General features: G+C 61.8%; 19 protein-coding genes. 13 read left to right on the top strand and 6 right to left on the bottom strand.

Annotated elements, in window-relative coordinates:
- The first annotated feature begins 94 nt into the window (after positions 1 to 94).
- The 3 genes from QCE88_RS18000 to QCE88_RS17990 all read left to right on the top strand — a co-directional run bounded on the left by QCE88_RS18000 (position 95) and on the right by QCE88_RS17990 (position 2,285).
- Positions 95 to 607, top strand: coding sequence for an AmiS/UreI family transporter (locus QCE88_RS18000; protein WP_309904557.1), 513 nt, complete (start codon positions 95 to 97; stop codon positions 605 to 607).
- Between the two features lie 69 nt (positions 608 to 676).
- Positions 677 to 1,909 (top strand): formamidase, encoded by a 1,233-nt coding sequence (gene fmdA / locus QCE88_RS17995; RefSeq protein ID WP_309904555.1) that lies wholly within the window; start codon positions 677 to 679, stop codon positions 1,907 to 1,909.
- 61 nt (positions 1,910 to 1,970) lie between these two features.
- A complete protein-coding gene (locus QCE88_RS17990; RefSeq protein ID WP_309904552.1) occupies positions 1,971 to 2,285 on the top strand; it encodes a zinc ribbon domain-containing protein in 315 nt (104 codons plus the stop codon).
- A 130-nt stretch (positions 2,286 to 2,415) separates the two neighbouring features.
- On the opposite strand, the gene QCE88_RS17985 is transcribed toward QCE88_RS17990, so the two are convergent.
- Together QCE88_RS17985 and QCE88_RS17980 are read right to left on the bottom strand one after the other, a co-directional pair.
- Positions 2,416 to 3,204, bottom strand: coding sequence for a carbonic anhydrase family protein (locus QCE88_RS17985; protein WP_309904550.1), 789 nt, complete (start codon positions 3,202 to 3,204; stop codon positions 2,416 to 2,418).
- Between the two features lie 622 nt (positions 3,205 to 3,826).
- Entirely contained in the window at positions 3,827 to 4,225 is a 399-nt protein-coding gene (locus QCE88_RS17980; RefSeq protein ID WP_309904548.1) for a 4-oxalocrotonate tautomerase family protein, read from the bottom strand.
- A 103-nt stretch (positions 4,226 to 4,328) separates the two neighbouring features.
- Here QCE88_RS17980 and QCE88_RS17975 point away from each other — a divergent pair, with 103 nt between their 5' ends.
- From QCE88_RS17975 to QCE88_RS17950, 6 genes are all read left to right on the top strand, one after another.
- Entirely contained in the window at positions 4,329 to 5,213 is an 885-nt protein-coding gene (locus tag QCE88_RS17975) for a LysR family transcriptional regulator (protein ID WP_309904546.1), read from the top strand.
- Positions 5,214 to 5,439: 226 nt separating this feature from the next.
- Positions 5,440 to 6,300 carry a transporter substrate-binding domain-containing protein gene (locus QCE88_RS17970; protein ID WP_309904544.1) on the top strand — a complete coding sequence of 287 codons (861 nt, stop codon included), beginning with the start codon at positions 5,440 to 5,442 and terminating at the stop codon, positions 6,298 to 6,300.
- A gap of 13 nt (positions 6,301 to 6,313) precedes the next feature.
- Entirely contained in the window at positions 6,314 to 7,030 is a 717-nt protein-coding gene (locus tag QCE88_RS17965) for an amino acid ABC transporter permease (protein WP_309904542.1), read from the top strand.
- Between the two features lie 11 nt (positions 7,031 to 7,041).
- Positions 7,042 to 7,686, top strand: coding sequence for an amino acid ABC transporter permease (locus tag QCE88_RS17960; protein WP_309904539.1), 645 nt, complete (start codon positions 7,042 to 7,044; stop codon positions 7,684 to 7,686).
- Positions 7,683 to 8,435, top strand: a complete 753-nt coding sequence (locus QCE88_RS17955) for an amino acid ABC transporter ATP-binding protein (RefSeq protein WP_309834427.1) — start codon at positions 7,683 to 7,685, stop codon at positions 8,433 to 8,435. Before QCE88_RS17960 ends, QCE88_RS17955 begins: the two co-directional genes overlap by 4 nt.
- Positions 8,436 to 8,446: 11 nt before the next feature.
- Positions 8,447 to 9,196 (top strand): IclR family transcriptional regulator, encoded by a 750-nt coding sequence (locus tag QCE88_RS17950; RefSeq protein ID WP_309904537.1) that lies wholly within the window; start codon positions 8,447 to 8,449, stop codon positions 9,194 to 9,196.
- Between the two features lie 23 nt (positions 9,197 to 9,219).
- Here QCE88_RS17950 and QCE88_RS17945 read toward each other — a convergent pair whose 3' ends face one another.
- Genes QCE88_RS17945 through QCE88_RS17930 form a run of 4 tightly spaced genes read right to left on the bottom strand, consistent with a single transcriptional unit; the run spans position 9,220 to position 14,337 of the window.
- Complete coding sequence (locus QCE88_RS17945; RefSeq protein ID WP_309904535.1) at positions 9,220 to 9,729, bottom strand: 2Fe-2S iron-sulfur cluster-binding protein; 510 nt, start codon at positions 9,727 to 9,729, stop codon at positions 9,220 to 9,222.
- Entirely contained in the window at positions 9,717 to 10,583 is an 867-nt protein-coding gene (locus tag QCE88_RS17940; protein WP_309904533.1) for an FAD binding domain-containing protein, read from the bottom strand. Before QCE88_RS17940 ends, QCE88_RS17945 begins: the two co-directional genes overlap by 13 nt.
- Positions 10,580 to 12,967 (bottom strand): xanthine dehydrogenase family protein molybdopterin-binding subunit, encoded by a 2,388-nt coding sequence (locus QCE88_RS17935; RefSeq protein WP_309904531.1) that lies wholly within the window; start codon positions 12,965 to 12,967, stop codon positions 10,580 to 10,582. The genes QCE88_RS17940 and QCE88_RS17935 overlap by 4 nt, the downstream gene beginning before the upstream one ends.
- A 32-nt stretch (positions 12,968 to 12,999) precedes the next feature.
- Complete coding sequence (locus QCE88_RS17930) at positions 13,000 to 14,337, bottom strand: MFS transporter (protein WP_309904528.1); 1,338 nt, start codon at positions 14,335 to 14,337, stop codon at positions 13,000 to 13,002.
- Positions 14,338 to 14,733: 396 nt separating this feature from the next.
- Between QCE88_RS17930 and QCE88_RS17925 the strand changes: the two genes are divergently transcribed.
- The 4 genes from QCE88_RS17925 (at position 14,734) to QCE88_RS17910 (ending at position 17,785) form a co-directional block, all read left to right on the top strand.
- Positions 14,734 to 15,453 (top strand): enoyl-CoA hydratase/isomerase family protein, encoded by a 720-nt coding sequence (locus QCE88_RS17925; RefSeq protein ID WP_309904526.1) that lies wholly within the window; start codon positions 14,734 to 14,736, stop codon positions 15,451 to 15,453.
- A gap of 52 nt (positions 15,454 to 15,505) precedes the next feature.
- Positions 15,506 to 16,417, top strand: a complete 912-nt coding sequence (locus QCE88_RS17920) for an SMP-30/gluconolactonase/LRE family protein (protein WP_309904525.1) — start codon at positions 15,506 to 15,508, stop codon at positions 16,415 to 16,417.
- Positions 16,418 to 16,512: 95 nt separating this feature from the next.
- Positions 16,513 to 17,352, top strand: a complete 840-nt coding sequence (locus tag QCE88_RS17915; RefSeq protein WP_309904523.1) for a TetR/AcrR family transcriptional regulator — start codon at positions 16,513 to 16,515, stop codon at positions 17,350 to 17,352.
- Complete coding sequence (locus tag QCE88_RS17910) at positions 17,342 to 17,785, top strand: VOC family protein (protein ID WP_309904521.1); 444 nt, start codon at positions 17,342 to 17,344, stop codon at positions 17,783 to 17,785. Before QCE88_RS17915 ends, QCE88_RS17910 begins: the two co-directional genes overlap by 11 nt.
- The last annotated feature ends 49 nt before the right edge of the window (positions 17,786 to 17,834 follow it).

Raw genomic sequence — 17,834 nt, 5'->3', positions numbered from 1 at the left:
CATTTGGCATGCCGGATCAACGGCTATCGGCGCAAGTCCGATTCCATCCGATTGCATCCTCATTTCCCGTATCGCCGCGCGACAGGAGATTGCCATGCTGGGTTTATGTCTGCTCTACGTCGGCGCAGTGCTCTTCCTGAACGGCCTCTGGCTGCTGGGACGGATCGGCGACCGCGAGATCTGGGTCATCAACGTCTTCGCGGGCGGCATCACCCTGCTTGCCTCGCTCAAGCTCGCGTTCGGCGCGGGAGCCAATGCCGCATCGATCAAGGCCGCCGCGCTGACGCTGCTGTTCACCTTCACGTATTTCTGGGTGGCCATCAACCGCTACAACGGCGCGGATGGACGCGGGCTCGGCTGGTTCAGCCTGTTTGTCGCGCTCACGATCATTCCCGTGGGGATCGACTCGATCACGCACGCGAACTCGACGTGGTCCGTGTGGTTCGCGCTGTGCTGGTTCGGCTGGGCGTTCCTGTGGCTGCTCTTCTTCGTGCTGCTGGCCCTGCAGCGGCCGATCGTCAAGCTGACCGGCGCGGTCACCATCATCGCCGGGATCGTCACGGGCTGGCTGCCCGGTTACCTGCTGCTCAACGGCACGTTGAGCTAGCCCTGCTGTTGAACCGCTGTCCATGCGCCGGTGCATGCGCCGGTGTGATCGAACCAGGAGACATGTGTCATGGCTGAAACGCTCATCAAGGTCGACCTCAAACAGTCAGCATTCGACAACGAGCAGGTTCACAACCGCTGGCATCCCGACATTCCAATGGCCACATGGGTCAAGCCCGGCGACGACTTCATCCTCGAAACCTACGACTGGACCGGCGGCTTCATCCAGAACAACGATTCCGCCGACGACGTGCGCGATATCGACCTCTCCATCGTGCACTTCCTGTCGGGTCCGGTCGGCGTGCATGGCGCCGCGCCCGGCGACCTGCTGGTGGTCGACCTGCTCGACATCGGCACCAAGCAGGACAGTCAGTGGGGCTTCAACGGCTTCTTCTCGAAGAAGAACGGCGGCGGCTTCCTGACCGATCACTTCCCGCTCGCGCAAAAATCGATCTGGGATTTTCATGGCTTGTTCACGAGTTCACGCCATGTGCCCAATGTCTCGTTCGCCGGCTTGATTCATCCGGGGCTGATCGGCTGTCTGCCTGATCCGAAGTTGCTCGCGGAATGGAACAAGCGCGAAGTGGACTTCATCAAGACGCAGCCGGATCGCGTGCCGCCGCTGGCGAATCCGCCGTTCGCGGCCACCGCGCACATGGGCAAGCTCAGCGGCAATGGCCGCGAGAAAGCGGCGGCAGAAGGCGCGCGCACGGTGCCGCCGCGCGAACACGGCGGCAATTGCGATATCAAGGACCTGTCGCGCGGCTCGAAGATCTTTTTCCCGGTGTATGTGGATGGCGCGGGTCTGTCGGTCGGCGATCTCCACTTCAGTCAGGGAGACGGCGAGATCACCTTCTGCGGCGCGATTGAAATGGCCGGCTGGGTGCACATGCGCGTGAGCGTCATCAAGGACGGCATGGCGAAGTACGGGATCAAGAACCCGATCTTCAAGCCCAGCCCGATCACGCCGCGCTATGACGATTACCTCATTTTTGAAGGCATATCCGTCGACGAAGCCGGCAAGCAGCATTACCTCGATGTGCATATCGCGTACCGGCAGGCGTGTCTGAACGCGATCGAATATCTGACCAAGTTCGGCTACACGCGCGCGCAGGCGTATTCGATTCTCGGCACTGCGCCCGTGCAGGGGCATATCAGCGGCGTGGTCGACATTCCGAATGCCTGCGCCACGCTATGGCTGCCGACACAGATCTTTGACTTCGATATCCGGCCGAACGCCGATGGTCCGACGAAGCACGTCAAGGGCGGTGCTGATCTGCCGCTGTCGCAGGACAAGGCCTGAAGCTCAATCCGTCGATGAGCGCGATGCATGCGCCGTATGCATCGCGCAGGAGTTCGATCCCATGCCTCTTTATCAATACTTGTGTACGTCATGCGGACCGGTTGATGCGATGCGCCGCATCGCGGATCGCGATGCGCCGCATCCCTGTCCGCGCTGTGGCGCCAGCATGAGTCGCGACGTGGCCGGTGGCGTCATGCTGTCGTTGATGCCGCAGGCGCGCCGCGATGCGTTCGCCACCAACGAACGCAGTGCGCATGCACCGAAGAGTTCGGCCACAGCAGGGCATCGGCATGGTCCGAATTGCGGCTGCGGCAAGTCGAACGGGAGCGGTGTGAAGGGCCGACCCGCGGGGCGGCCGTGGATGATCAGTCACTGATCCGTTTTGATGTGGATGACGGTTGCATCTTGGGACGCTGTCTCTTCACGCCGATGGATTGATTCCCGACAGGCTCGTGACGACCTCGCACAGCGTCCGCGTGGATCTCTGGATCAACACGGGCTTTGCCTCAATCGACTTCGATAACTTCACGTCCATTCAGCGGCTGTATGGGGCGCTGATTGTGGTAATAAAATCGACGCATCGCCTTCAACTGTGCTGCGCTGATTCTCACCGGCTCCTTGAGCTCGATCCAGGTGACGCCTTCACTGCAAGGCGGTGTCGTAAGCGAACCCGAATAGGTGTAATAGCCCGAGGTCGGTTCTGGAAGCAGGCCGGACGGATTGATCATGACCGCTTTATCCATCGTCTCGCCGCCGGCATGTTGAGGCATGTCTTGCAGCAGGGCTCCGAGCACGGGGTTCGGACGGGGCCCGACGATGAACTGCACTGCCACGACAAGCAGCTTGCCGTCAGCATCTGCATGGACGAGATGCATGTCCATGGGCGAAGCACGCCCGGCAAAACGCTCTTCGCCGGGCGAATGAAAGTGGAACTGAATTAATTGATAGCGCCTGCCAGCAAGCGTAACCGAGTCCTTACTCGGTTGAGCCCCGAACTGAATGGCATGGCCCGTATTGAGAAGATGCACGGGCATCGCTTCGTAGAAGAATTGAATTCTCGGCGTGTTCGGGGGCGCCTTTGTCGTCGTGTTGATGTTGACGGGCGATTCTGACTTCCCACTCTCACACGCCTGAAACGCCTTGTCGATCTCGGCCCAATGCGAGGGGCCTTTCGACCCGTCGTAGCTCCAATGAGGCGCGGCGCCAGGCGGGCTCGCGGGCATTTGCGAGGCGCTCTCTGCGTGCAAGCCCGAGATCAGGCATGCGCCCGCCAAACATCCAATTGCCCATTTCATCTTGATTAAAACTCCGCGATTTTTTCTCTAACTGAAATGCGTTGTTATCAGTGTCCGCGTGGCGGAGTGACTATTAATAAATAGTCTTTGTCTCAATAACTCGCAGAGCGATACTCACGCCGGCCGACGTCCATATCATCAGGTGTGAGGAAAATATCCTGCCTCGAGTGCTTTGTCCATCATTTGCTTATCTCGATATTTGGCGGCGTGTTTTGCTCCAAATGAGATCGGTCTTATCGATGAAAATCCGGTAGGCGAGTAACCTCTGTTCGCGCGCGATAGGCCTGAGTTCTCGAGAATGAACCGCTCCAGTCGATCGCCAGAGCGCATCAGATTGCTTTGATGGTTCGAGATTCTCGTTCTCGCCTTTCCGATTGCCCGATCGAATGACCAACCCGATCATCCGTCGGAAGCGCAGTCGCGGCGATTGTGCTTCGACGAAGTCCCCGCACCGGCGCATCTCGCGTCCGAGCCGCCGACACACACTCCCGCTTCTTCCGCTAGCGCCTCACCCCGACTGCTGACGGAGACTTTGTAGTGAACCATGACGCTGGCCAACACACCCAGCGAGCCGATCGTTTCCAGGAAGTCTCCGAGCATGGCTTTCCCCTTGAAAGTTCGCCTAGACACCTGCCTTCTGGTGCCGCCACTCTTGCGTCCGTCCGCCGAATCCATACGCGGTGGCGCGCGCGTCGATCAGATACACGTAAGAGACTTCATGGACAGCCGCTCTCAAGCCGCGCATCGCTTCGTGCACCTGGCGGATGAACTCGGCCTTTTCCGCCTTGGTATTCGTCTCGTCCGTGATGCTCACTTCGACAAAGTACGATGCCGCCGACAGTTCAGCCAGGCTCTTGCCGCCGACCAGCCAATCCTCGTCGGCGATGTAGTCGAGCGTCACGGCCATGTCGGACGGCTTCTTGCCGAGGATGTCCGCTGTCAACTGGCTGACCGCTACCGCTGCCCGGTTGCCCAAATCGCGGTCACGGTGTCCTGAGAGCTGGATAGTGATGTGAGGCATGGTTTGCTCCTGTCTGTGATTGATGTGTCAATGATGCGCGTCGCAGACGGTCCCGAAAAGCGGGAAGATAAGCTAATATCCATCGGATAATCCGGGGGATGACATGCACGCATTCGACGTCGAGCAGCTGAAATCTTTTATTGCCGCGGTGGACGCGAAGAGCATCACGGCGGCGGCTCCCGCCCGCAGTCTTTCGCAATCGGCCTTGAGCGAGCAACTGGCCAAGCTGGAAGCCCGAGCGGGCCAGACGCTGCTGCTGCGCGCCAAGAGCGGCGTCACGCCTACCGCCGCAGGCGTTCAACTGCTGCGCCATGCGAGGAGAATCGTCGGCTTGTCGGAGGCTGCGTGGCGAGACATGCATGAGATTCCCGAGGACATTGAAGTGGGGATCGGCGTTACGGGGTACTTCCGCAGTGCGGATCTCGGGCAACTGCTTGCGCGCGCGGTGACGGACTGCCCCCGGATCCGGCTGCGCAGCCTGGTGGGCATGACTTCCGATATTCAGGCCGCGTATGAGCGAGGCGAAATCGATCTTGCGTTACTGATGAGCCTGACCGGCGCGAAGTCCCGCCGCTCGAATGACAGCACCGAGCTCGGTGTCGAGCCGCTGCAATGGGTGACCGCCGCCGATCGTCCGGATCTGCCTCGCGGGCGCCCCGTGCCGCTCGTCCTTCTGCCCGAGTTCTGCTCCCTGCATCGGCTGGCGGTGGACAGCCTCCAGAAGAAGGGCATCCCCTTCTATGTGAGTCATATCGCGTCTGGCGTCGAGGGCCTCACCGCCGCACTGGAAGCCGGGCTCGGCGTGGGTTGCCTCAATGCCTCCGCAGCCGCGCGCCCCGGACTTCGGACGCTGGCAAAGCCTGCTCTTCCGTCCCTTCCGAAGGCTCGATTCTTTCTCAGGTCAAGGCGCGAGGAGCGCTTCGACGAGAAGTCGGAGCTACAGGAACTGGCCGCCGTCGTGATGCAGCACTTTACGGAGCGGGCTTAGGCGAAATCGTCCGCAGGCCAGCATCGCTAGCTCAACAATATTTCGAAATCAATAAGGGTTCAGGCTGCTTGCATCGTCCTTTTTAACGTCCAACACTCTGGCATCAATCCGGCTCGCCAGATCACTGTCCGATATACCGGACAACCGAGTGCTTCAACGCAATTCCGCTCACACAAGCCAGGCCGGAAGCATTTTTTCAGACCACCCCCTCGACCAGGATCTGAACATGAAGCTTGCCATCCAGGACATCAAGCGCACCAAGGCCGCCTCGCTGTTTGTCGCAACCGCCGTAGGCGCATTGCTCGCGCTCTCCGCCTGCACGAAAGTGGCGACGCCCGAGCAGGGTGCATCGGCGGCAGCGCCTGCATCGACGCTACAAGCCGTGCTTCAGCGCGGCACGCTGCGCGTCGGCGATTGCCTCACGTTCGCGCCGTTCGGCTTCTACGACAAGGACGGCAATCCCGATGGCTATGACGTCGACCTCGCCAAGGAACTCGCGAAGCAAATGGGCGTGAAGCTCGAGGTCGTGAACACGACCAGCGCGAACCGCATCCCGAATCTGCAAACCGCCAAGGTCGATGTCGTGTTCTGCAACTTCACGCGCAACCTCGAACGCGCGAAGGTCGTCGAGTTCACCTCGCCGTATGTGGTCGCCAGCGAAGCGATGCTCGTGAAGAAGAGCAGCGGCATTCAGTCGGCGAAGGACATGAGCGGGCGCACCATCGCCACGGTCAAGGGCTCGACCAACGGCGACGAAGTCCGCTCGATGGGCATTCCCGTCAAGATTCAGGAATACGACAGTTCACAGGCGGCCATTCTCGCCGTCAAGCAGGGTCAGGCCGATGCCATGATCGAGGACAACAACTTCCTTGCGTATCAGGCGAAGCTCGATCCGGAACTGGCCGTGACCAACGAAGCACTCGTGCCGCTCGAGTACAACGCGTTTGGCGTGAAGGCGGGTGACCAGGCGTGGCTCAACTATCTGAACCTGTTCCTGTTCAACATCAATGCATCGAAGCTGAACGCGCAGTTGTACAAGAAATGGTTCGGCGTCGATCCGAAATATCCGCTCAATCCGCAGTTCTGAAGCGGAGGCGCAGATGAGCTATCAATGGATGACGCTCTGGGGCTATGTCCCCGAGTTCCTCAAGGCCGGCTGGCTGACCTTGCAGGTCACCTTGCTGTCGTTCGTGCTGGCGCTCGCGCTCGGTCTGATCGCGGCGCTCGCGAGCATGTCGCCGTCGTCCATCGTGCGGCTCATCGCGCGGGCTTACGTCGAAGCCATCCGCAATACGCCGGTGCTGCTGCAGATTTTCATTGTGTTCTTCGGCTTGCCGTCGATGGGCATTGCACTCGATGCCTATTGGGCCGGCGTTATCGCGCTGGGCGTGAACGTGGGCGCGTATCTGTCGGAAGTGTTTCGCGCGGGCATGCAGTCGGTGCCGCGCGGGCAGATTGAAGCGGCCGGCATTCTCGGGCTGGAACGCGGGCAGATCTTCAAGGAGATCGTGTTGCCGCAGGCAACGCGTGCCGTGTATCCAACCATCGTCAATTATCTGATCCAGTTGTTGCTCGGTACTTCGCTGCTGTCGGCCATTGCCTTGCCCGAACTCACCGGCACGGCCACCGTCATCAATTCGCGCACGCTCTTGTATGTGCAGACCTTCGCCGTGGTACTCGTCGCGTATCTGGTGCTGAGCAATGTGCTGTCGTGGATCGCCAGTCAACTCGGCGCACGCATGTTTCATCCGCCGCTCATCGTGAGGCCAAGTGCGCGCAGAAGCGGCTTCAAGCTGCGTCGTGCGAATCGGGCATAAGGGACTGAGTCATGTCACTCGAACTGCTGAAAAACAGTCTGTCGATCCTGCTGCAAGGTCTCGTGACGACGCTGCTCCTGTCGCTCGCGGCGATTGTCGGAAGCACGCTCATCGGCCTGCTCGCCGCCGTGTTGCGGACGTTCGGGCCGTTGGGCACGGACCGAATCGCGAAACTCTATACCGAGTTGTTTCGCGGTACGCCGGTACTGATTACGCTGATGTTCATCTACTTCGGCGTCTCGTACTTCGGTTATGCCATCGATGTCTTCGCGGCGGGCGTGATCGGCCTCAGCGTGTATCAGGGCGCGTATATCGCGGAAGTCTTTCGCTCGGGTATCGAGTCAGTGCCCAAGGGACAGTGGGAAGTCTCGCAGATTCTCGGTCTGTCGCGCATGCAGGCCTTCACCTCGGTGGTGCTGCCGCAGACCGGGCGCATCGTGTTGCCGCCGCTCGTCGGGCAGTACCTGTCCCTCATCAAGGATACGTCGATCGTCAGCATGATCGGCATGTCCGAACTGATGCACGGCGGCCAGGCTATCGTGGACCGCATCGGCAAGCCGGTGGAGATCTACGGCCTCGTCGCGCTGATCTATTTCGTCGTGTGCTTCCCGCTTTCGCAATGGGTGCGCCATCATGACCGCCGGAGACTGACTTGAGCGATTCCATCCAGAGCAAACCCGTCATTTCGCTGTCGGGCGTGAGCAAGGCATTCGGCGCGACGCGTGTTCTCAACGATATCAATCTCGACGTGCGCGCAGGCGAAGTGCTCGTGCTGATCGGCGCATCCGGTTCAGGCAAGAGCACGGTGTTGCGCATCATGGCCGGACTGGAGACGACGGACTCCGGCCACGTGTGGGTCAACGACGTGCCCCTGCACGATCCGAAGCGCGCACGCGAAATTCGCGGCCATGTCGGCATGGTGTTTCAGCAGTTCAACCTGTTTCCGCACAAGACGGCGCTCGGCAATGTCACCCTCGCGCTGATCAAGGCGCGCGGCATGTCGCCCGCCGATGCCCGCACCCGCGCCATGGAAACGCTCGACCGCGTGGGCCTCGCGGACCGTGCATCGCACTATCCGATCCAGTTGTCGGGCGGACAGCAGCAGCGTGTCGCGATTGCGCGGGCGCTTGCAGTCGAACCCGGCATCATGTTCTTCGATGAAGCCACCTCCGCACTCGATCCCGAACTCGTCGGCGAAGTCACGGAAGTGATGCGCGGCCTGGCCCGAGACGGCATGACGATGGTCGTCGTCACCCACGAAATGGGATTTGCGCGCAAGACGGCGGACCGCGTCGTGTTCATGGACAAGGGCGTGATTGCAGAGCAAGGCGACCCGGAGCACATCTTCGTCAACCCGGCGAACGAACGCACGCGGCAGTTTCTCAGCCGTGTGCTCGACCATTGAAGGCTGAGCGAATGGCAGCAACGGAATCGTCGCGCGCGCGGGGCGTGGACCGTGTCATCGATATCTTCAGGAAGCTGCATCACGCGCAGCGGCCCATGACGATGCGCGAGTTGATCGAAGCGACCGGCTCACCGCGTTCGAGCATCTACGAACTCGTCGCCATTCTCGCCGAAGTGGGCTGGCTCGAGACATCGGCGGATGGCAGTGTGTTCTTCGGCCGCGAGATGCATTACTACGGCTCGGACTACGCGACCCACAACGACCTCATCAGCCGCGCGCATCAGTCCATTCTGGCGCTGGTGCGCAAGTACGACGAGACCACGCAGTTGTGCATGCTCGAAGGGAACAAGTACTCGGTGGTGTTATCGGAGAACAGTGCGCGGCCGTTCAACATCAGTTCGGATATCGGCGTGCGCGTGCCGATTCCGTGGACCGCGACCGGCCGCCTGTTGCTCGGCCATATGAACGCCGACGCCATCCGCGCGCTGATTCCCGCAGACGACTTCGTGCTCGACAACGGCGTGCGCATCGATTTCGATCAATTCATGTGCGATGTGCAGCACGCGAAAGCGCTGGGCTATTGCTGCACGGAAGGCCTGTCCAATGCGTTCCGGCTCTGCATGGCTGCGCCCGTGCGCGACCGCGCAGGCGTGCCGATCGCCGCGCTGTGCTTCATGACGGGCCGCGACACGGATCCCGAACGCCGTCAGTCGATGCTGGACGATCTGCTGCAATCGGCGCAGGCGCTTGCGCCGCGTTGAGATGGAATGCCTGAAACCGCGACTCATTCGCAGCGAATCTCGTCACGCGTATGCGGAGCCTCGCCAGCAGGAGGTTCGCCATGCGCCGCGCGGTAAATCGCATTGACGATACTTTCGTAACCCGTGCATCGACACAAATTGCCGCTGATGCCACGGCGTATTTCATCGGGAGTCGGCAAAGGATTGCGCTTCAGCAAGTCCACCGCCGCAATCAGCATGCCGCTTGTGCAGAAGCCGCACTGGAAGCCATTCTCGGCAATAAAGGCCTCCTGCAGCCGTTCCACTCCGTCCACGCCCTCGATTGTCCGTACATCGTTATCCGATATGGCCGCTGCAAGGACAAGGCAGGACTTCCTTGCTTCGCCGTCGAGCAACACCGTGCACGCGCCACAGTCGCCGGTAAGGCAGCCAACACGCGTGCCCTTCGCATCCATGACGTCACGGATCAATTCGACAAGCAGCAGTCGTGAATCCGCGCACACCGAGCGCGGCTCGCCGTTGAGCGTCAGCCGGACCTGGATCATCTTTTCCATATCTTCGTTTCCGTGAGCAAATCGCGCAGATGCCGCTTCACGACGCCCGGCACGATAGCGCGGCGATACTCCGCATCGGCGAGTTCATCGCTCCAGCCTTCGCCAACGCATTTCAGTGCGTTCGCTGCCGCCTGGTCGATAAAGACCTCGGGCACCCATGCCGCGGGATCGATCGCGAAGCTGTTGTAGGCCGGCCGGCAACCCGCCCCGCCAACCGCGAGCCGCACGCTGACTTGTTCGCCGCGATGCAGCGAGCACGCAACCGTGACGATGGGCCAGGAACTCGCGCTCGCCTTGTACTTCTGGTACCGGCAGGCCACGAGTGTCGCGTCGCGCGGCAGGAGAATGTTCATCAGGAATTCGTCTTCGCGTCGCGCGGTGCGGAATGCATCGACGAAAAAGTCCTGCGCGGGAACGCGGCGCGTGCCTCTCGACGAGCACAATTCGAACATCGCTTCCATCGCGGCAAGGCAGCCCGGCGCATCCGACGAGGGATTGGCAAAGCTCGCCGCTCCTCCCAGTGTGCCCTGATTGAGGATTGACGCGCCGCCGGTTATCTGTGCCGCCATCGCCGCGAGAAGCGGCGCGTGGTGGCTGACCTGCGGCGAGGCGAGCAGCTGTGCATAGGTCGTCATTGCGCCGATACGCAGATAGCCGTCGTCCAGCACCACTTCGTCAAGACCCAGCGAAGCCAGACTGATCAGATGCGCGGGTCGAACGAGATTGGCCGACATCGACGGCACCAGCATCGTGCCGCCACCGAGCACGGCCGCCTGATCACGATACGCGTTCATCAAGGCCGCGGCTTCGTCAAGATCGCGAGGCCGGTGAAATTCGAAACGATGACCGATCACGCCCGCGACTCCCGCAGTGCAGCCATTACGTGCGCGGGCGTTGCAGGCACGTGCCGCAAGCACGCGTCATCGCCCAGGGCATCCGCCACGGCATTGCTGACAGCCGCAAGCGCGCCGCCCAGTCCCGATTCCCCTGCGCCCTTCATGCCCAGCGGATGAAATGGATTCAGCGTAACCCGATGTCCGACGCGAATCGGCGGCAGGTCGTTCGCACGCGGCAACAGATAGCTTTTGAAACGATCCGTGATCATGCGATGCCCGCTGTCGAACTTGATCTGCTCCCACAATGCAACCCCGATGCCCATGACGATCGCCCCTCTCAACTGCCCCTCGACCAACGCCGGGTTGATCATTGCACCGCAATCGTGCACCACAGCGTAGTCCAGCAGCTTGCTGTTGCCGGTCGCCATGTCGAGTTCGAGTGCCACGGCATGCACCGAGTATGAGAAGGTCGGATAGGTGGCGATACGGCCCTGTGCATCGGGCTCCACACGCACGTTCTTCGGTGCGAAGCTGCACGTCACCTCGAGCGGCAGTGTCACTCCGGCGGCCACCGTGAACGGTCGAAGATGTGCGCCCAGCGCCAGCTCGGCCACCGCGATCCTCTTGCCGTCGGGCTCGCGCCACGCGTGGCCGTCGCGCAGCACGATGTCCTGCGGTGCTCCGCCCAGCATGTTGGCCGCGCATTGTGCAAGCCGGCCGCGTAATTCCCGCGCGGCGAGATAGGCCGCCGTGCCGCCGTACATGAGCGCACGGCTGCTCGCGTTGCCGGTGCCGAGCGGCGTGACGTCCGTGTCGCCCTCGATGACGCTTACCTGTTCGGCGCGCAAACCGAGTTCGCCCGCGACCATCTGCGCGATGCCCGTATCACTGCCGCTGCCGGGCGACGTCACACCCGTCAATACCTGCACATCACCCGATGGCATCATGCGCACCGTCGAGGTCTCGTAGCCGTTAGGGAAGTTGCCCGGACGAGCGCCGCCTTCCGGTGTGAGTTCAAACGCGATGCCAACGCCGATCCGCCCTTCCGATGCGCGCGACGCATCGGCGCGCTTTCGCCAGGCCGGGTAATCGAACATCGTCAGCAACTGCGCGAGACCGCCCGGATAATCGCCGCTGTCCACGTTCAGGCCGGACGGCAGCAGACGCGGCAACGCTTCGCGCGCGACCAGATTGCGCCGCCGCAACTCGACCGGATCGATGCCGGTCTGACGCGCCAGCAGATCGATGGCGCGCTCCAGCACGAGATTGCCGATCTCCTTGCCGTAACCGCGAATGGCTTGCCAGGGAGGCTGATTGGTGATGGCGAGCGAGCACTCGACGTCGCAATGCTCGATCGTATAGACCGTCGGAAACACAGCCGGCGTGACGAGTGCCATCGCCCAGCTATGACCCGCTCCCATGATGCCCACGTCGACAAGGATCCGATCGCGCCAGCCGGTCAGCCTGCCCTCCCTGTCGGCGGCAATCTCGAAGCTGTGATGCTGCGAACGCGAGCCGGCAAGCAGCGTTTCGCGCCGTTCCTCGACCCACGCGACCGGACGCCGCGTGAGACGGCTGAACAAAGCGACCAGGACTTCTTCCGGATGCCCCGCCATTTTCAAACCGAACGTGCCGCCGATGCGTGGCGCAATCACGCGCACCTGAGACTCCTTCACGCGCAACGCGGTAGCCAGCAACCATCGGCTCGTATGGGGATTCTGGAACGTGCCTGTCAACGCATAGCGCTCGGCGCGTGCATCCCATTGCGCGATGTAGCACAAGGTTTCCATCGGCGCACTGGTCGATGATCCGATCGTCATTTCGCCACGCACGATATGCGCTGCCCGCGCGAACGCGGCATCGGCGTCACCGGAGCGAATGCGATCGCGCACCAGCAGATTGGTGTCCCAGCCGGGCTGGACGATCGGCGCATCATCACCCAACGCATCGCGTGCGTTCGTGGTCGGCGCGTGCACGTCGTACTTCACGCGGATCTTCGCGAGGGCCGCCTGCGCGTCATGCACCGTGGTCGCGACGAGCGCCGCCACGGGCTGGCCGAAATAAGTCGCATGGCCAAGCGCCAGGCAGCGACTCTGCAGCGGACCGCGCGCGCCCTTTGCGGGCAGGTCCATCGCCGGCGGCATCGCATCGCTCATGCGCGCCGCCTCCTCGCCGGTCAGTCCCGCCACGACGCCCGGCATGGCGAGGGCCTCCGACAGGTCGATGGAAGCAATCGTGGCGCACGCGTGCGCGCTGCGCAGTATGGCGAGATGCAGCGCACCTGACGGAATGAGATCGCTGCTGTAGTCCACGCGTCCCGATACGAAGCGCGCGCCGTCGAGACGCGCTACGTTTTCCCCGAGCAAGCTTCCCGGCGATGCATCCTTAAAGTTCTGTTCCATGTCTGTCACATGCCCTGCCGCTGATTGATTGCTTATTCGTGGATGCGGCGTGTACCGCGCATCGCGAGCATCCCGCATGCTCCGAGCGCAAGCAAAGTCGTCATCAGATAGAGGCCGCTGTTCAAGGAGCCGCTCAGCGTCTTGAGCCAGCCCATCGCGAAGGGGCTCGCAAAACCGCCGAGCAAGCCGAGACTGTTGACGAAGGCGATCGCCGCAGCAGCAGCGGATGATCCCGCAAAGTAATCCGACGCCAGCGACCAGAGCAAAGGAATCGTCACGAACACCGTCGTCGATGCGATTGTCAGCAGCACGATGGTGGTAGTCAGATCATGCTCCAGAAGCGGCAGCAGCGAAAGCGCGATCGCGCCTGTCAACGCAGCGAGCGCACCGTGCCAGCGACGCTCCAGGTTCCGGTCCGAGTGGCGGCAGATCAGCACCATGCCAACGGCCGCAATGCCATACGGAATCGCCGACAGCCAGCCGATACGCTCCACGCTCGTCGCGCCTGCGCTCTTCAGCACCGTCGGCAACCAGAAGCTCAGCGCATACGTGCCGCAAATAAAGGTGAAATAGGCGAAGCTCATGAGGTACACCTTGGGATCGCTGATCACCTGTCGCAACTTCCCGGCGTGTTGGGCACCCAGGTCCTGGCCATCGACGCGCAACGCGCGGCGCAAGGTGTCGCGCTCGGGCTCCGTCAGCCATTTTGCGCGTCCGATGTCATCCGAGAGCGTGAACCACGTGACGATACCGAGCAGCACCGCCGGCGCCGCTTCGACGATATAGAGCCACTGCCAGCCCGCGAGCCCCGCGACGCCGCCGAGATGCGACATCGCCCATCCCGATACCGGACCGCCAATCATTCCAGCGATCGGAAACCCAGTCATGAAGAGGCCGAGGATCTGCCCGCGGCGATGACGCGGGAACCATTGGCTAAGGTAGTAGACCACGCCCGGGAAAAAGCCCGCTTCGAATACGCCGAGCAGGAAGCGCAGAAGATAGAACGCCGTGGGGCTCGAGACCGTCGCCATCGCGCAGCCGGTGATGCCCCACAGGACCATAATGCGCGTGATGGTCTTGCGCGCGCCAATGCGTTGCAGCAAGAGGTTGCTCGGCACCTCGAACAGGACGTAGCCGATGAAGAAAATCCCGGCGCCCAGACCATACACCGCATCACTGAAGCCCAGCGCATCCTGCATCTGCAGTTTGGCGAAGCCGACATTGATCCGGTCGAGATAGGCAACCACGTAACACACGATCAGCAGCGGCACGAGCCTCAGCGCTACCTTGAGATAGAGCGCACGGTTCGCGTCATCCGGGACCTTCGTTTCAGCAGGCATGTCTGCATGGAGAGCGATTTTTCTCGACATGATGGCCCTCTCAGTAAAAAAGGACCGAATGGGATGCAAACGACGGATAGCGATTCATCAAGTGTCTCCTGGTCCTGCCGGCGCGCGATGTCCGGCGGCGTGTGCTCTTGTCGGGACGCGCCCGAAGGCGCTGGATCGTTCTGATCGAAATCCTGAAAAACTGATCGATCGAACAGTCAGCACAGTAGCGGACGAGCCAACGCGCGGTCAACGATGATTTCGCCCGGTATTTCCCTTGTTGACTGATCGATCAGTCAGGAATAGGATGTGCGCCTGAAGAGTCTTCTCGGGTATCGCCAACGACACCCCGGCAAGCATCGACGCCACATCCCAACGTTCGAGGACCAAGCCGTGACCCAATTCAACGACTACGCAGACAAGTTTGAGACTATCCGCATGACGCGCACTGACGGCGTGCTGGAAATGCACTTCCACACGCACGGTGGCCCGCTCGTATGGAACCTGACCGCGCATCGCGAGTTCGAGCAGGCATTTCTCGACGTGGGCCGCGATCGTGAGAACGACGTGGTGATCATGACCGGCACCGGCGACGCATTCAGCGGCCCCGCGATCGCCCCCGGCATGCATCAGAACCGCAATTCGATGACGCCCACGATCTACGATCCGATCTACTGGGAAGCGAAGCATCTGCTCATCAATCTGCTCAATATCGAAGCGCCGGTGATCAGCATCCTGAACGGGCCCGCCGTACGGCATGCGGAGATTCCGTTGCTGGGCGATATCGTTCTTGCATCCGATACGGCAACCATCCAGGACACCGCGCACTTTCAGGGTGGCATGGTGCCCGGCGACGGCATGCACCTGATCATGCCGCTGTTGATGGGCCGCGCGCGCGGTCATTACTTTCTGCTCACGGGTCAGAACATCAGTGCAAGCGAGGCACGGGAGATGGGTCTCGTGAACGAGGTCATGCCGGCCGCCGATCTTCTGCCGCGCGCCCGCGAACTCGCCCAGCTGATGCTCAAGCAGCCGCGTCTCGTGAGACGCTATACGCGCACTTGCCTGAACCAGGAACTGAAGGCGCGCCTGCATGACGTACTGGGCTATGGACTCGCGCTCGAAGGCATCGCCCGCATGAAGGAACCGGCTGCCTGAGGCGGCGCTGCGCAGCTGCATCGCCATTCACACCGAATATCAAGGAGGCAACATGACTGTCAGCAGTATCACGAGACCTATCGACATGGTGGGTTCGGTCATCGACGTAGTCGATTCCACGCCCGACGTACTCGGCGAATCGATCATCTGGGACGAGAAAACGCAATTGCTCTGGTGGGTCGACGGCATTGGCCAGGTCATCCATCGCCTCGACATTTCGAGCGGCGTCAAGAAAAGCTGGCCGATGCAGGAAGAGATCGGCAGCATCGGGCTGCGCGCCAAAGGCGGCCTGCTGGTGGGCATGCGGTCCGGGTTCTATTTCTTCTCCCCTGAAACGGGCGAGCTGACCGAGATCGCGCGCCCCGACGCCGAGCGGCCGAAGAACCGTTTCAATGACGGCAAGTGCGACCGGCACGGCCGCTACTGGTCCGGAACCGTGGAGGCCGCCGCCTATACGCCGCGCGGTCGCCTGTTCCGGCTCGACCCGGACCTGCAGCCGAAGCTGATCATGGAGGGCATCACCTGCATCAACGGCATCAGCTTCAGCCCGGACAACCGGCTGATGTACATGACCGATTCCTTCAGTTGCCAGATCGACGTGTTTGACTACGATTCGGTCGACGGCGCCATCTACAACCGCCGGAAATTCGCAGACGTGCCGCTCGGGCGCGGCATCTGCGACGGATCGACCGTCGATGCCGATGGCTGCTTCTGGAGCGCGAACATGGATGGCTGGTGCGTGACGCGCTACGACCCGCGCGGACGGATCGACATGGTCGTCAATCTGCCGGTGCGGCGCGTGAGCAGCCTGTGCTTCGGCGGACCGGATCTGGATACCTTATTTATCACCACGGCGCGCCGCCGGATGAGCGAGAAGGAACTGGCGCAACAGCCGCTCGCGGGCAATGTGCTGGCGGTGCGGCCCGGCGTGAAGGGACTGCCGGAGCCGGAGTTTCTCGGCTGACGGCACGCGGTGGCCCGACTCTGCCCCTGTCGGGCCACGCAAGCTTCACGGTATACTGACTGATCGATCAAATAGCCTGAAGAGGTCGCCCCGGAATGAGTGCACAACGAGACAAGCCCGCGAAAGTCGCCAGTCCGGCTCAAGAGTCCGACCGCGGATCGGGCTCGCGCCTGTCGGCGATCCTGAATGCGGCCGAGCGGGTGTTTGGCGAGCACGGCTATGCCGGCGCGAGCATGCGCAACATCGCCGATGAAGCCGGAGTCGCCCAGGCGCTCGTGCATTATCACTACGCGACCAAGGACAAGCTCTACGAGGCCGTCTTCGAGCGCCGCTCGTCGGCCATCAATCTGCATCGCGGCAAGCTCCTCGACACGCTGTTCGCGAGCGAGCAGACCGTGACGGTCGAGGACGTGCTGACTATCGCCTTCACGCCGCTGTCGGATATTTTTCAGGGGGAAGAGGCTGCAAACCTTGCGCTGTATGTGCAATTGGTCGCTTCCGTCAGCCTCGGCAGCGATGAGCGTTCACGGCGCATTCGCGAAACCTACTACGACCCGATCGCGGAACGGTTCATCGATGCACTGCATACGGTGTTGCCCGGTATCGCGCGCGAGCAGGCGGTATGGGCCTATCTGTTCTCAGTCGGAGCACGGCAACAGGCGCACGCGCTCAATGGCCGCGCAAAGCGCCTGGGTGCGCGCGACCGCGCGAAGAAGTCGACGGCTCATTACTCCGATCTCGTGCGCTTTGCGGCCGCCGGCATTCGTGAACTGGTGCGCAACGGCGCGGAAACGATGGACACCGGCAGGACCTCGGTCAAGACATCAGGCAGCAAGGCGAAGGCGACGAATACCCCACGCACTCGCAACGCATCGGCATTGTCGGGCACTGAGCCAAGATCCGACTCAAAAGGAGCAAGGTCGCATGGTGGATGACATTGGAGTGGATGCGCAAGCACAACGACTCGTCGAATTCGACAACGTCGCCATTTCCGTGACCGACATCGATCGTTCCGCGGATTGGTACGGCCGTCTCTTCGGGTTCCGTCGCGGGTACTCGACCTACATCGACTCCTTGAACGCGCACTTCCAGATCCTCGAACGCAGCGACATGCGAATCGAACTGCTTTCGCGCGCAACGACCGTTCGCAACCCCGATGCCGCTATTGTCCCTGGCCCGCATATCGACAAGACGGGTGCAAAGGCGGTCGTATTCCGTACGTCCGACCTCGAAGCCGTGACATCGCACCTCGAGCGGGAAGGCGCGATCTTCGAATGGAAGATGAAGGACCTGTCCGAGGATGGTTTGCGTGCGACGATGATCCGCGATCCCGACGGCACCATCATCAACATTCTCCAATACCCGTAAGCACCGGATCCCGATCAAGGCTGCACTCCGCTCGAGGCCATCGCGAGCC

Source organism: Caballeronia sp. LZ035, from assembly GCF_031451175.1.
Lineage (GTDB): Bacteria > Pseudomonadota > Gammaproteobacteria > Burkholderiales > Burkholderiaceae > Caballeronia.
Note: the sequence above shows the minus strand (reverse complement) of the source record. Positions and strands in the feature narration are given on the sequence as shown.